This window comes from Pseudomonas sp. P5_B3 (assembly GCF_056400405.1).
This window is the reverse complement of the sequence record NZ_JBFULI010000019.1, coordinates 52,783-66,470: the sequence shown is the minus strand read 5'-3', so window position 1 is coordinate 66,470 and position 13,688 is coordinate 52,783. Positions and strand designations below refer to the sequence as shown.

Genomic DNA, 13,688 nt, shown 5'->3' with positions numbered 1-13,688 from the left:
GTTGCACAGCGCCGGTGTCTTTCGCGATATGTTGAGCCATACCAATGACACACGGAGGGCGCCATGGCGCAGAGGTACGATGCACGGGGTAATATTTACATCGTGGTAGCGCCCGAAGAACTGCGCCGCCAGGGCATCGACCTGCCCCATCAGGCCAGCCTCGCCGCACAAACCCGGCAGGCATGGACAGTGGCGGCCATCGACGCATGCTGCAACTGGGCACCCGGCACGCAACCACCCGGCAGCAAGGATCATCGCAGCGACGGTTTGCTGGTCGGACCGTTTCAGTCCTCGCCACCCTTTGATCTGTTGATCGTCAATACCGACGGCACCCTGGCCGAGCGCAGCGGCAATGGGCTGACAATTTTTTCTCAGGCCCTCGGCGACCAAGGGTTGTTGCCAAAGAACGAAGCCTGTCTGCTCAGGGTTCATCACGACAAGGCTGATACACCTTCGCCGGGGCAGACTTCGGTGAAAGCCGCAGAGGTCGATGGCGTAAAGGGTTTCTGGCTCGACTTGGGCCAGCCGGGATTCGGGCCGTCGTCGGTCAGTGCTCACGGGGTTGAAGCGGTGGTGTTCAATGGTCGCGAACTCAGCCACGTTGAACAATTGGCGGTACTCAATAGTGCATGGTCGCGCAGCCAGTTCGCGCGGGTCGGCAATCCCCATTGCGTGACGCTGGTGGAAAGTGCCGAGGACCTGCCGAGCAACGAGCAGATGCGCGAGCCGGCGCTGGGTGAGGGGCTGACGCGGATTGCCTATGCCATGCCGGTTGGTGCAGGCAAACCTTGTCCGGCGGGGATCAATCTGCAATGGGCAATGCGCGTGTCCGAAGGGCACATCGCCGCACGGGTATTCGAGCGGGGCGAGGGGCCGACGGCGTCGTCGGGGACCAGTGCCAGCGCGGTGGCCTGTGCGGCCTGGCGGGCAGGTTGGGTCGGCGCCGGGGAGGTCAAGGTGACGATGCCGGGTGGCACGGCGCCGATCTTGCTGGAGGAAGAGTTGGGGGAATTGAGTCGGGTCAGCCTGTTTGGTACGGCTCGAATGATCGATTGACTTCGAAATAGCCATCGCGAGCAGGCTCGCTCCTACAGGTTTTGTGAACGACATATAACCACTGTAGGAGCGAGCCTGCTCGCGATGGGGCCAGTCCAGTCAGTGCAAATTTCAGCTCAGCCCACTGAACTCCACCACCGGCATCGTCCGCTTCATCAACACTTTGCCATCGCGTATCGAGTACAACGGCAACCCCTGGCTGCGGATCACCTCGTAATCACTCTCTGCCGACAGAATCAGCAGGTTCGCCGGTCGCCCGCGCTCCAGGCCATAGCGATTGCCGAGGTTCATGGCTTTGGCGCTATTGTCCGTCACCAGGTCCAGCGCACTTTGCAGGTTGCGATAACCGAGCATGTGGCAGATGTGCAACCCGGCTTCCAGCACCCGCAAAATGTTGCCATTACCCAGCGGATACCACGGATCGACGATCGAGTCCTGGCCGAAGCACACGTTCATGCCCGCTTCCAGTAGCTCGTTGACCCGGGTCACGCCCCGGCGTTTCGGGAAACTGTCGAAGCGCCCTTGCAGGTGGATACTCTCAGTGGGGCAGGAGACAAAGCTGATCCCCGAATGCCCGAGCAGGCGAAACAGTTTGGCGCAGTAGGCGTTGTCGTAGGAGCCCATGGCCGTGGTGTGGCTGGCCGTCACCCGCGAACCCATGTCGCGGCTGCGGGCCTCTTCGGCGAGCACTTCGAGAAAACGCGAATGCGGGTCGTCGGTTTCGTCGCAATGCACGTCCACCAGGCAACCGCTGCGTTCGGCCAGGTCCATCAGGAACTTCACCGAGCTGACGCCCTGGTCGCGGGTGTATTCGAAATGCGGGATGCCGCCCACCACGTCCGCGCCCATGCGGATGGCTTCCTCCATCAATTCTCGACCATTGCGGTAGGACTCGATGCCTTCCTGGGGGAACGCGACGATTTGCATATCGACCAGATGCCGGCTTTCCTCGCGCACTTCGAGCATCGCCTTGAGCGCGGTCAATTGCGGGTCGGTGACGTCGACGTGGGTGCGCACATGCTGGATGCCGTGGGCGGCGAGGGTCTGGATGGTTTTCCTGGCCCGGGTCTTGGTGTCCTCAAGGGTGATGGTCGCCTTGCGTTCGCCCCAGCACTCGATGCCTTCGAACAGCGTGCCGCTCATGTTCCAGCGCGGATCACCGGCGGTCAGGGTCGCGTCGAGGTGGATGTGCGGCTCGACAAAGGGCGGCACCACCAGATTGCCGCCGGCATCCAGATCGTCGGGGCCCAGGGTCGGGGCTTCGATCTGGCGGGTGATGCTGCTGATCAGGCCGTTTTTCAGGTACAACTCATGCAGGCCTTCCTGGTTGCGCAGACGGGCATTGATGATGTGCATCGGGCGAGTCCTTTTAGCGAATCGTGTAGGCAATACCTCTACGTTAGCTCGCCAGTGGCGGTCCCCGCCAGTGACATTGATCACTGTAGAACCAATGTGGGATTGGGTTTGTTCAGGAAATTTTTTGCAGGTGCAAAAAGCGCATCAAGGCAGCAATGACCGCTTCAGGTGCATCTTCCTGAACCAGATGCCCGGCATTGGCGACGGGATAAAACTGCGACCCTGGAATCATCCGGTGCAGCGCGCGCCCGCGTTCGATGGGAATCCACTGATCGTCTTCACCCCAGAGAATCTGCACCGGGCAGCGTATCGTCGGGTACAGCCCCTCAGCTTCACGGGTATGACGCTCGTCCATCTGCGCGATCTGCCGATAGAACGCCGCTTGCCCCGGCTCTCCCAGCCATGGCTGCACGTAGGGGGCGAGTTCGGCATCGGGGATTTCGCGCTGGATTGCCCCGCGAATATAGGCCGGCACGATGGCGCGCTGGATGTAATCGGGCAGTCCGCTGAACGCCGCCTCATGCTGACGCACATGCTGCACGAACGGCGAACCCCAGGGCGTTAGCGCCACCGGGTCGATCAGCGTCAGGCTGCGGTAATCCTTGCCGTTGAGCAGATGCGTGCGCAGGGCGGTGGCGCCGCCGAAGTCGTGGGCCACCACGTCGGGGCGATCCAGGCCCCAATGTTCCAGCAACTGTGCCAGCAACTGGTTTTGCACGCCGAGCGAGACATCGGCGTCGGGTTGCGCCGACTGCCCATAGCCCAGCAGATCGAAGTAGTAGACGCGGTGAGTGGCCGTGAAATACGGCGCGATCCGATGCCAGACACAGGAAGAAAACGGCGTGCCATGCACGAACACCAGCGGCGGGCCGTCGCCGTGCATGGCGTAGCGCACCTGATGTCCGTTGAAGGCAAAGACCTGATCCAGCGGCCAGTCAGTCATGGGCTTTTCCTCTTGGCGGGGGCGAGGTGAAAAGCATAGGCATAAAAAAACAGCCGATGAAGGCTGTTTTCTTGATTTCAGACTAAGCGCATTTCCTGTGGGAGCGAGCTTGCTCGCGATAGCGGTGGGTCAGGCACATCGATGTTGGATGTGCCGCCGTCATCGCGAGCAAGCTCGCTCCCACAGGTAATTGGTGATGCCTGACCTATTCACCGCGATAGATGCAACCGCTGGTGCAGGTTTCGTGGATGCGAATCGCACTGAGCTCCGGCAGCAGGGGCTTCATTTCCTGCCAGATAAACTTGGCCAGCACTTCACTGGTCGGGTTTTCCAGGCCGGGAATGTCGTTCAGGTAGTTGTGGTCCAGGCGCTCGTACAGCGGCTTGAAGATTTCCTTGATTTCCGAGAAGTCGCGGATCCAGCCAGTGTGCGGGTCGAGGTCGCCGCTCAGGTGGATCGCCACTTTGAACGAGTGACCGTGCAGGCGGCCGCACTTGTGGCCGTCCGGTACGTGGGGCAGGCGGTGGGCGGATTCGAAGGTAAATTCTTTGAAGATTTCCACAGTTTTTCAGCTCTGTTCAGGTGGCGTTCGCCGCAGCGATTCGGGCAGGAGGCGAGTTTACCAGTTTGTCCTGACTAAAGGGTCAGCAAGCGCTCGCCGAGGCGACCGTTGGCGGCCAGTTCGAGGAATTCGTCGCCCAGGCGGCGGCTTTCGTCCATGGTCGTGCGCCAGTATTTCTGCCGGCTCGGAGCGTCGCCCATGAAGCGCTTGAAGTCGCTACGGTCCGGCAGTTTGCCGTAGGGCAGGCGCGCCAGGTAGTCCTTTGACGGCGCCAGCAGCAGCACGTTTTGCAAGCGTGCCGGGCAGGCGCGGCGCCATGGCAGGGTCTTGTCGAACCAGCCGGGAATCACCCGGTCGGTGAAGTGCGGGTAGAGCACGATGTCGTTGCCGCTGTAGGGCAGGTCCAGGTGATAGTCCAGCAGGCCGCCGTCGCGGTAGGTTCCCGCACCGGCGCCCGGCAAGTCGCGCACGCCCTCCATCACCATCGGAATCGAGCCCGAAGCGAGCAAGGCCTGGCGCAAATTGCCGGCGTTGAGGGCGACGAAGCGCGACGGGAAGTCATTCAAGGCATTGACCGGCGGCGCCAGGCGCGGGTCGTGGACGATCAGGCGTTCGAAGTGCCGGGCCAGCCGCGCCCGGCCACGCAGGTTGTCGGCGATAACCGAGGACAGGCCCAGCCCCAGGCGGGCGCGATGATCGTCGGCCAGCAGGCCGTGGCTTTTGACCACCATGATGTTCAGGCGGTAATCGCTGTTGCCGAGGATCGAGGCATCGCAACCGTCGAGCAGGTCATTGAGCATGCGCCGGGAGCTCTGGCTGATCTGCGCCATGGTCACGCCCTTGGCGAAATTCTGCTCGGTGTACAGCTGCCCGAGACGCCGGATGCCCTCGGCGGCGTCCGGCAGGCAGGCGCTGGCGAAGCGCCAGGAACCCACCGATGCACCAATCAGCGAGCGTTCCCGCGGTGCCGCCGGCAGCCACTCGCCGAACAGCGCCAGGTCCAGTCCCTGAATCCCCAGCGCCTTCGGACCGCCGGCCGCGCCAGGCAAGGTGCCGACGTCGGCGGCGCTCAAGCCGCTGTCACGGATGCGCGCAAAGGCACGCGGGCCGGCCTTGAGGGTCAGGGAAGGGAACTTGATGTGGATGGCGGTCATTGCGGTCTCGAAGTGTGGCAAGGGGGCAATTGTAAACGCGATCATTGTGGGAGCGAGCTAGCTCCCACAGGGACTGGGGGTGTCAGCAATGATGGCAATTCAGTTTCAATTAAGTTCAGCTGGTTAAGGTGGCTCGCCTGGACCCCGATGCAACGCTGAGGTAGCGCGACGCTGATACCATAGTGGCTTTCGAGAAGCTCACACCACTGGCACCGACCGGGACCTGGAATTAGACGCTGTCAGCGGGCAGGTTCTCAAGAATCATCAGGATTGGTAATGAAGGTGTTTCTATTCAAGCGATGCACCGGCAGCTGGATAGCGCTGGTGCTTCTGGCTTTTTGCTCGGCAGTGATGGCCCGCGACCTGGACCAGGATGAAGCCCTGCGCCTGCGTCAACAGGGCGTGATCCTGCCGCTGGAGCAACTGTTGCAACAGGCGATGGATCGCTACCCCGGCGCGAAACTGCTGGAAGCCGGGCTCGAAGAAAAACATGACGTCTACATTTATGAAGTCGAGCTGCTGACCCCTGAAGGCGTGGTTCGCGAACTGGACATCGAAGCCGCCACCGGCCGTTTACTCAAAGACAAGGAAGACTGATCCATGCGTTTGCTGCTGGTGGAAGACCATGTGCCCCTGGCCGACGAACTGCTGGCCGGTCTTAACCGCCAGGGCTATGCGGTGGACTGGCTGGCCGATGGTCGCGATGCGGTGTATCAGGGCAGCACTGAACCTTACGACCTGATCATCCTCGACCTCGGTTTGCCGGGCGTGCCGGGGCTTGAGGTGCTGGCGCAATGGCGCGCGACAGGGCTGGCCACGCCGGTGCTGATCCTGACCGCCCGTGGTTCCTGGTCAGAGCGCATCGAAGGCCTGAAGACCGGCGCCGATGATTACCTGACCAAACCCTTTCATCCCGAAGAGCTGTTTTTGCGCATCCAGGCGTTGCTGCGCCGTTCCCATGGCCAGGTCAACCAGCCAACGCTCAAGGCCGCCGGGCTGCATCTGGACGAAGGTCGGCAGTGCGTTGTCCGCGACGGTGCGGACATTCAGCTGACCGCCGCGGAGTTTCGCCTGTTGCGTTATTTCATGCTGCACCCCGAGCGGATCCTCTCCAAAAGCCACCTCGCCGAGCACCTCTACGACGGTGAAACCGAGCGCGACTCCAATGTGCTGGAAGTCCACGTCAACCACTTGCGCCGCAAACTCGGCAAAAGTGTGATTGAAACCCGTCGCGGCCAGGGTTACCTGTTCGGCGGGCAAGCCCGGTGAGATCGATCCAGCGCCGCTTGAGCCTGGGCCTGATCAGCGTGATGGTGGTCGTTGGCCTGGTGCTGGCGCAAACCAGCCTGTGGCTGTTCGAAATGGGTTTGCAGCGCTACCTCGAAGCCGGGTTGCGCAATGACAGCGAGAACCTGCTGGCGGCACTGGTGCGCGGGCCGCAAGGCTTGCAACTGGATGAACGACGTCTGTCACCGGCCTATCAGCGGCCGTTTTCCGGGCAGTATTTCCGCATCGATTTCGCCGACGGCCATTGGCGTTCCCGTTCTTTATGGGACCAGGAACTGCCGGCGCTCGATCACCCCGGCCTGCACGATGACCTGCAACTGGGGCCGGAAGGGCAACAGTTGCTGGTTTTGCGTACAGACTATCGACGTTCGGGGGTGCCGATCTCGATCAGCGTCGCCGAGGATTACACGCCGATACGTGAAAGCTTTCGGCGCATGCAACAACTCGGATTGGGCCTCGGTTTGACCGGGCTGCTGCTGATCCTGTTGCTGCAACGGATTACTGTGCGCCGCGCCTTGCGTCCGCTGGAACAGGCGCGCGAGCAGATCGCGCAGTTGCAACAGGGCCAGCGCTCGCAACTCGATGATCAGGTGCCGGTGGAACTGGAGCCACTGGTGGCGCAGATCAACCACTTGCTGGCCCACACCGAAGACAGCCTCAAACGCTCGCGCAATGCCCTGGGCAACCTCGGCCACGCACTGAAAACGCCGCTGGCGGTGCTGTTGAGCCTGGCCTCGAGCGAGCAACTCGACGCGTACCCGCAATTGCGCAAGACCTTCAAGGAACAACTGCAACAGGTCGAGCAACGGCTCAATCGCGAGCTCAATCGTGCACGGTTGTCCGGCGATGCGTTGCCAGGCGCACTGTTTAATTGCGATGCGGAACTCCCCGGATTGCTGGCCACCCTGAACATGATCCATGGCGAACACCTGGCGCTGAGCTACCGCGCACCGACCGGCCTGCAATTGCCCTGGGATCGTGAAGACCTGCTGGAACTGCTGGGCAACCTGCTGGATAACGCCTGTAAATGGGCGGATGCCGAGGTGCGGCTGAGTGTGGTCGAGCGGGCGGAGGGGTTTGAACTGAGTGTGGAAGATGATGGACCGGGCATTCCCGAAGAGCGTCGCGATCAGGTGTTTGGCCGAGGTACGCGGCTGGATGAGCAAACGGAGGGGCATGGCCTGGGGCTGGGTATCGTGCGCGACATCGTCGCCAGTTGGGGCGGGAAACTGTCGCTGCTGGAAAGCGAGTGGGGCGGGTTGAAGGTCGTCATCGAGTTGCCCAAACACGCCTGAAGCTACACCAGCCCCCCTGTGGGAGCGAGCTTGCTCGCGATGGCAATCTGTCTGACACATTGATGTCGAATGTGCTGACGCTATCGCGAGCAAGCTCGCTCCCACAGTGGTTTTTCATGGCCGCCGATTGTGAGTACACCCTATTCCACCGGGTGAGGTGTCAGGCTTATGTGTGATGAATCTCCCGATCCTTGGTTTCCGGCATGAAGAAAATACCCAGCACAGCCGTCATCACCGCGATGACGATCGGATACCACAGCCCGTAGTAGATATCCCCCGTGGCCGCCACCATGGCGAACGCCACCGTCGGCAGGAAGCCACCGAACCAGCCATTGCCGATGTGATAGGGCAGCGACATCGAGGTGTAGCGGATGCGCGCCGGGAACAGTTCCACCAGCCAGGCGGCAATCGGCCCGTAGACCATGGTCACGTAGATCACCAGGATGGTCAGCATTAGCAACACCATCGGATAGTTGGTCTTGGCCGGGTCGGCCTTCTCGGGGTAGCCGGCGTCCTTGAGGGCAGTGACGAGGTTGGCGGTAAAGGCGTCGTTTTTGGCCTTGAAGTCGGCGGCGGGCATGCCGGTGCCCTCGAAGCTCTCGATCACTTTCTCGCCAATGCGCACCTGCGCAACAGCGCCCGGCTCGGCGTTCACGTTCTTGTAGGGGATGGCCTTTTTGGCCAGCACGGTTTTGGCCAGGTCACAGGAGCTGGTGAATTTGGCCTTGCCCACCGGGTCGAACTGGAACGAACACTGGCCGGGATTGGCGATGACCGTGACCGGATTTTTCTCCTGTGCAATGAACACGTCCGGGCTACCGTACTGGGTCAACGCATGGAAGATCGGGAAGTAGGTCACGGCCGCAAGGATGCAGCCGGCCATGATGATGCCTTTACGCCCGATGCGGTCGGACAGGCTGCCGAAAATGACGAAGAACGGCGTACCGATCAGCAGCGAGCCGGCGATCAGCAAATTGGCGGTCTGCGGGTCGATCTTCAGCGTCTGCAGCAGGAAGAACAGCGCATAGAATTGCCCTGTGTACCAGACCACGGCCTGGCCAGCGGTACCACCGAGCAGGGCCATGATCACGATCTTGAGGTTTTCCCAGCGGGCGAAGGATTCGGTCAGCGGTGCCTTGGACGCCTTGCCTTCAGCCTTCATTTTCATGAAAACCGGTGACTCGCTCAGTTGCAGGCGGATGTACACCGAGATAATCAACAGCAGGATCGACAGCAGGAACGGAATCCGCCAGCCCCAGGCTTCGAAGGCTTCAGTGCCCAGAGCGGTACGGCAGGCGAGGATCACCAGCAGTGAAAGAAACAGGCCGAGGGTTGCAGTCGTCTGAATCCACGAGGTGAAGTAGCCTCGTTTGCCCTTGGGTGCGTGTTCGGCCACGTAGGTCGCTGCGCCGCCGTACTCACCGCCCAGCGCCAGGCCTTGCAGCAGGCGCAGGCTGATCAGAATGACCGGCGCGGCTACGCCGATGGTTGCATAGCCCGGCAGCAAACCCACCACAGCCGTGGAAATACCCATGATCACGATGGTGATGAGGAAGGTGTGTTTGCGCCCGATCATGTCGCCCAACCGGCCGAACACGATGGCGCCGAAGGGCCGGACGGCGAAGCCGGCGGCGAAGGCGAGCAGGGCGAAGATGAAGGAAGTCGTTTCGTTGACGCCGGCAAAGAAGTGCTTGGCGATGATCGCCGCGAGGGAGCCGTACAGGTAGAAGTCATACCATTCGAACACGGTGCCCAGGGACGAGGCGAAGATGACCTTGCGCTCCTCCCGGGTGATACCGCGGTTGGGCGTGCTGCCCGTGGCTGTAGTGTCGATTGCTGCCATGAGTATTCTCCGTCTTGCTCTTGTTGTAGGCCGGAGTTCCCACTAAAACTTACCGTACCCAGGCCATGGGGCTGATGTCATCGGATTACGGGTCTTGCATTGAGGTTGACGCCGCAAAATGCTGCAAGGTTCCTTGAAGCATAATCACCTTGCGGCAGATATCCACTCGCCATCACGGCTGAGGTCGGAAAGAGGGGTATGACTGGCACATCCAGGCCAGCAGGGTGATTTTCCATTGAATGGAAAGTTGTCTGAGCGACATGGAGATGTCCTTATTCGATAAATATCTGAGACTTTGCACTGTAGCGGCCACGATCCGGCGTTCTTTTTGCCGTCCGTTGAATATCGAATCACCCCTTGTAGGAGCTGGCTTGCCAGCGAAGACGGCTGAAAGATCGATGCAAAGCTCACGGCCGCCTTCGCTTGCAAGCCAGCTCCTACAGAGGGGGCGTTGGCTTTGACAGCGCGCCGACTCTGCGGCAAAGTGCGCGCCCTCTAATAAAACCCATTCCTTTTATCCGCTGGCGGCTCACGCAGACTGCCGGACGGACTCTTTTCGTTTGCCCAGAGGTATGACAATGAATGCAGTAATTGCCGCGGTCGGCATCATGCTGGTACTCAGCCTGTCCCGCGTGCATGTGGTGATCGCCCTGATCGTCGGTGCGCTGGTCGGTGGTTTGACCGGTGGCCTAGGGATCGAGGCGACCCTCAAGGCCTTCAACAGTGGCCTCGGTGGCGGGGCGACGGTGGCGTTGTCCTACGCCTTGCTCGGCGCTTTCGCCGTGGCCATTGCCAAGTCCGGCATGGCCCATGCGCTGGCCGACAAGGCCCTGGCGATGGTCGATCGCCAGCACGCCAACGGCGGTGGCCAGGTCAAATGGCTGCTGATCGGCCTGCTCTGGGTCGTGGCCATTGCCTCGCAGAACATCCTGCCGATCCATATCGCGTTCATTCCGTTGCTGGTGCCGCCGCTTCTATATGTGCTGACCAGGCTGCAACTGGACCGTCGCCTGATCGCCTGTGTCATGACCTTCGGTTTGATCACGCCCTACATGTTTCTGCCGGTGGGCTTCGGCAACATCTTCCTCAATGAGATCCTGCTGGCCAACGTCGCCCGCAGCGGTGTGGACATCAGCGGCATCAATGTGACCCACGCCATGGGCATTCCGGCCCTGGGCATGGTGGCGGGCCTGCTGATCGCGTTTGTCAGCTACCGCAAGAAGCGTGTCTATGACCTGGAAAAGATCGAACAAGTCGAGCAGGTGGCGGTGCAATACAACCCGCTGAGCCTGATGGTGGCCGGTGTGGCCATCGCGGCGGCGTTCATCATTCAGTTGTTGCTGGATTCGATGATTATCGGTGCATTGGCCGGTTTCCTGATTTTCTCGGTGTCGGGCATCGTCAAATGGCGTGACACCGACGATCTGTTCACCGAAGGCATGAAAATGATGGCGATGATCGGCTTCATCATGATCGCCGCCTCCGGGTTTGCCGAAGTGATGAAGGCCACCGGCGAGGTGCAGACGCTGGTCGAGTCGTCGGCGGCGTACATCGATCACAGCAAAGGCATCGGCGCCTTGCTGATGCTGCTGGTGGGGTTGCTGGTGACCATGGGCATCGGCTCGTCGTTCTCCACCGTGCCGATTCTGGCGGCGATCTTCGTGCCGTTGTGCGTGCAACTGGGTTTCAGCCCGATTGCCATCGTGTGCATCGTCGGCACCGCCGGTGCCCTGGGCGACGCCGGTTCGCCGGCTTCGGACTCGACCCTCGGCCCGACCTCCGGCCTGAACATCGACGGCCAGCACCATCACATCTGGGACACCGTGGTCCCGACCTTCCTGCACTACAACCTGCCGCTGCTGGCGTTTGGCTGGGTGGCCGCGATGGTTCTGTAACCCCGGAACCCCTGTAGGAGCGAGCCTGCTCGCGAWGGTGTGTCAGCCGACACCAAGGTAGCTGACACACCWTCGCGAGCAGGCTCGCTCCTACAAGGGATCTTCATTGGTCCGACTGACTGCGTTCAACTTTTGACCCGGCGTGCCGTTAAAGCTTTTAACCACGCTAACAAAATCAAAAGAGTGAACGTCATGCGCATGAGCCTCAAGGCCAAAGTCCTGTCCCTTGCCGTCCTTCCGGTGTTGCTGTTTGCGCTGGTCATCAGCCTGACCACGCTGTTCATTCTGCAGGATCAGGCGCGCAAGGAAGTCGAGCAGACCCGCGAGCGCCTGCTCAGCGATGCCAAGGCGACCTTGCAAAGCTACGTGGCCGTGGCCATGACCACGATCAAACCGCTCTACGACGCGGCCGCGCCCGGCGATGAGACGGCGCGGGCCCAGGTGATCAAGCTGCTGTCGAGCATCACCTATGGCAAGGACGGCTACTTCTTCGGCTACGACTCCAACACCGTGCGCCTGTTCAAGGCCAACAGCCCCGAAGGCGTGGGCCAGAGCTTCAAGGACAACCGCGACCCGAACGGTGTCTACGTCAACCGCGACCTGGTGAAAGTCGCCAGGGACGGTACGCACTACCTGCAATACAGCTCGCCATTGCCCGGCAATACCCAGGTGCTGGTGCCCAAGCTCGGTTACACCGAATACCTGCCGAAGTGGGACATGGCGGTCGGCACCTCGGTCAACCTCGACGGCATCGAAGCGCAAGTGGCGGTGGTCGAAGCCAAGGTCCAGGAGCGCATGCAAGGCATGGTGCTGAGCATCGTCGGCGTGGCGATCGTGGTGCTGTTGGTGATCGCTGCCGCCGGGATGTTGCTGGCCAACACCATTCTGCGTCCGCTGCATCTGATGAAAGCCAACCTCGACGACATTGCGGCAGGCGAGGGCGACCTGACCCGCCGCCTGACCATCACCAGCCAGGACGAACTCGGTGAGCTGGCCGGCTCGTTCAACCGTTTCGTCGACAAGATCCACGGCCTGGTACGGCAGATCACCGAAATGACCTCGCAACTGACCGGGCTGGTGAATCAGGTGTCCGACCAGGCCAATCGCTCGGACCAGGCCATGGAGCGGCAGCGCCATGAGACCGATCAGGTGGCCACGGCGATCAACGAAATGTCGGCCGCCGCCCAGGAAGTGGCCAAGAGCGCGCAGAGCGCCGCGGTCGCCGCCCAGCAGACCGACGAAGAAGGGCAGGCAGCCAAGCGTGTGGTGGCCGGCAGCATCGAGAAAATTCATGCGTTGGTGGACGACATCCGCAGCAGCGGCGTGTCCCTGGACAGCCTGCAAAAAGACGTGTCGTCGATTGTCAGCGTGCTCGGGGTGATTCGCTCGATTGCCGAGCAGACCAACCTGCTGGCGCTCAACGCGGCCATCGAAGCCGCCCGCGCCGGTGAGGCCGGGCGCGGCTTTGCGGTGGTGGCCGATGAAGTGCGGGCGCTGGCCAGCCGCACGCAAATCAGCACCCAGGAAATCCAGGGCATGATCGACCGCTTGCAGGCCGGCACCCGGTCGGCGGTGGAGGCGATGCGTCGTTCCAGCGAAGCCGGCGACGGCACCTCGGCCCAGGCCAACGAGGCGGGGGCTTCGCTGGACGCCATGGCGCAGCTGATCGCGACCATCAATTCGATGAACGCGCAGATCGCCAGTGCCGCCGAAGAACAGACCGCCGTGGCCGAAGAGATCAATCGCAGCGTGCATCAGATTGCCGTGGCGGTGGACAGCGTCGCCGACGAAACCCAGCTCGGCGCGCAGACTTCCCGTAGCCTGGCCGACCTCGGTCAGCGCCTGGGCGGTCTGGTGGGGCAATTCCGGATCTGACTGGTTTGCAACCTGTGGGAGCGAGCTTGCTCGCGATGGCGGCAGCACATTCAGCATTGATGTTGGCTGAGCCACCGCTATCGTCGGAGCGCCGCCCGGAGCAAGCTCGCTCCCACAGGGAAAGTGGGGTTCGGAACCTGCCGGGCAACCAGCCTGGACGGAGTTCCACGCACCTTTCGACTCAACTCCTACACTTGGTAAGGCGGGTTACATCGCAAGCCCCCCGACGACCACTACCCTAGGAGTCAACCCCATGACCGACCGTAAATGCGATTGTCCGAAGTGTTCGTGCAAGCTCGGCGAGCACCCGATCGTGCGCCACGGCAAGCACTATTGCTGCGAAGCCTGTGCCAAGCATCACGAGCATGGCGAAGAGTGCGCTTCCCAAGGCTGCAAGTGTGCCCACTGATAACCACGGCATA

The 13,688-nt window shown here is 61.6% G+C and carries 12 protein-coding genes and 1 pseudogene; 8 read left to right on the top strand and 5 right to left on the bottom strand.

Going from position 1 to position 13,688, the window contains the following annotated elements:
* Nucleotides 1-63 precede the first annotated feature (63 nt).
* Complete coding sequence (locus AC1DRN_RS13730) at nucleotides 64-1,056, top strand: diaminopimelate epimerase (protein ID WP_223462375.1); 993 nt, start codon at nucleotides 64-66, stop codon at nucleotides 1,054-1,056.
* A gap of 111 nt (nucleotides 1,057-1,167) precedes the next feature.
* On the opposite strand, the gene codA is transcribed toward AC1DRN_RS13730, so the two are convergent.
* The 4 genes from codA to AC1DRN_RS13710 form a co-directional block, all read right to left on the bottom strand.
* A complete protein-coding gene (gene codA / locus AC1DRN_RS13725; RefSeq protein WP_223462374.1) occupies nucleotides 1,168-2,412 on the bottom strand; it encodes a cytosine deaminase in 1,245 nt (414 codons plus the stop codon).
* A gap of 112 nt (nucleotides 2,413-2,524) precedes the next feature.
* Nucleotides 2,525-3,355 (bottom strand): alpha/beta fold hydrolase, encoded by an 831-nt coding sequence (locus AC1DRN_RS13720; RefSeq protein WP_223462373.1) that lies wholly within the window; start codon nucleotides 3,353-3,355, stop codon nucleotides 2,525-2,527.
* A gap of 205 nt (nucleotides 3,356-3,560) precedes the next feature.
* Nucleotides 3,561-3,917, bottom strand: a complete 357-nt coding sequence (gene queD, locus AC1DRN_RS13715) for a 6-carboxytetrahydropterin synthase QueD (RefSeq protein ID WP_108219187.1) — start codon at nucleotides 3,915-3,917, stop codon at nucleotides 3,561-3,563.
* Between the two features lie 74 nt (nucleotides 3,918-3,991).
* A complete protein-coding gene (locus AC1DRN_RS13710) occupies nucleotides 3,992-5,071 on the bottom strand; it encodes a patatin-like phospholipase family protein (RefSeq protein WP_223462372.1) in 1,080 nt (359 codons plus the stop codon).
* Between the two features lie 276 nt (nucleotides 5,072-5,347).
* Here AC1DRN_RS13710 and AC1DRN_RS13705 point away from each other — a divergent pair, with 276 nt between their 5' ends.
* Genes AC1DRN_RS13705 through AC1DRN_RS13695 form a run of 3 tightly spaced genes read left to right on the top strand, consistent with a single transcriptional unit; the run spans nucleotide 5,348 to nucleotide 7,653 of the window.
* Complete coding sequence (locus tag AC1DRN_RS13705) at nucleotides 5,348-5,668, top strand: PepSY domain-containing protein (RefSeq protein ID WP_223462371.1); 321 nt, start codon at nucleotides 5,348-5,350, stop codon at nucleotides 5,666-5,668.
* A gap of 3 nt (nucleotides 5,669-5,671) precedes the next feature.
* Complete coding sequence (locus tag AC1DRN_RS13700) at nucleotides 5,672-6,340, top strand: response regulator transcription factor (protein WP_223462370.1); 669 nt, start codon at nucleotides 5,672-5,674, stop codon at nucleotides 6,338-6,340.
* A complete protein-coding gene (locus tag AC1DRN_RS13695) occupies nucleotides 6,337-7,653 on the top strand; it encodes a sensor histidine kinase (RefSeq protein ID WP_223462369.1) in 1,317 nt (438 codons plus the stop codon). Before AC1DRN_RS13700 ends, AC1DRN_RS13695 begins: the two co-directional genes overlap by 4 nt.
* A 166-nt stretch (nucleotides 7,654-7,819) precedes the next feature.
* Here AC1DRN_RS13695 and AC1DRN_RS13690 read toward each other — a convergent pair whose 3' ends face one another.
* Entirely contained in the window at nucleotides 7,820-9,496 is a 1,677-nt protein-coding gene (locus AC1DRN_RS13690) for an MFS transporter (RefSeq protein ID WP_223462368.1), read from the bottom strand.
* 578 nt (nucleotides 9,497-10,074) lie between these two features.
* Between AC1DRN_RS13690 and AC1DRN_RS13685 the strand changes: the two genes are divergently transcribed.
* From AC1DRN_RS13685 to AC1DRN_RS13670, 4 genes and pseudogenes are all read left to right on the top strand, one after another.
* The gene (locus AC1DRN_RS13685; RefSeq protein WP_223462367.1) at nucleotides 10,075-11,391 is read left to right on the top strand and encodes a Na+/H+ antiporter family protein; all 1,317 of its coding nucleotides are present in this window, start codon (nucleotides 10,075-10,077) and stop codon (nucleotides 11,389-11,391) included.
* 192 nt (nucleotides 11,392-11,583) lie between these two features.
* Nucleotides 11,584-12,408, top strand: a pseudogene (locus AC1DRN_RS13680) (cache domain-containing protein); the annotation flags it as partial.
* Nucleotides 12,409-12,444: 36 nt separating this feature from the next.
* Complete coding sequence (locus AC1DRN_RS13675; RefSeq protein ID WP_411740720.1) at nucleotides 12,445-13,266, top strand: methyl-accepting chemotaxis protein; 822 nt, start codon at nucleotides 12,445-12,447, stop codon at nucleotides 13,264-13,266.
* A 253-nt stretch (nucleotides 13,267-13,519) separates the two neighbouring features.
* Nucleotides 13,520-13,675: a metallothionein gene (locus AC1DRN_RS13670; protein WP_150814244.1), complete on the top strand. Its 156-nt coding sequence runs from the start codon at nucleotides 13,520-13,522 to the stop codon at nucleotides 13,673-13,675.
* Nucleotides 13,676-13,688 lie beyond the last annotated feature (13 nt).

Excerpts from the sequence above, each read along its gene's own strand:
- AC1DRN_RS13730 (WP_223462375.1), top strand. The coding sequence starts at position 64 with ATGGCGCAGAGGTACGATGCACGGGGTAATATTTACATCGTGGTAGCG.
- codA (WP_223462374.1), bottom strand. The coding sequence starts at position 2,412 with ATGCACATCATCAATGCCCGTCTGCGCAACCAGGAAGGCCTGCATGAG.
- AC1DRN_RS13720 (WP_223462373.1), bottom strand. The coding sequence starts at position 3,355 with ATGACTGACTGGCCGCTGGATCAGGTCTTTGCCTTCAACGGACATCAG.
- AC1DRN_RS13710 (WP_223462372.1), bottom strand. The coding sequence starts at position 5,071 with ATGACCGCCATCCACATCAAGTTCCCTTCCCTGACCCTCAAGGCCGGC.
- AC1DRN_RS13705 (WP_223462371.1), top strand. The coding sequence starts at position 5,348 with ATGAAGGTGTTTCTATTCAAGCGATGCACCGGCAGCTGGATAGCGCTG.
- AC1DRN_RS13700 (WP_223462370.1), top strand. The coding sequence starts at position 5,672 with ATGCGTTTGCTGCTGGTGGAAGACCATGTGCCCCTGGCCGACGAACTG.
- AC1DRN_RS13690 (WP_223462368.1), bottom strand. The coding sequence starts at position 9,496 with ATGGCAGCAATCGACACTACAGCCACGGGCAGCACGCCCAACCGCGGT.
- AC1DRN_RS13685 (WP_223462367.1), top strand. The coding sequence starts at position 10,075 with ATGAATGCAGTAATTGCCGCGGTCGGCATCATGCTGGTACTCAGCCTG.
- AC1DRN_RS13675 (WP_411740720.1), top strand. The coding sequence starts at position 12,445 with ATGACCTCGCAACTGACCGGGCTGGTGAATCAGGTGTCCGACCAGGCC.
- AC1DRN_RS13670 (WP_150814244.1), top strand. The coding sequence starts at position 13,520 with ATGACCGACCGTAAATGCGATTGTCCGAAGTGTTCGTGCAAGCTCGGC.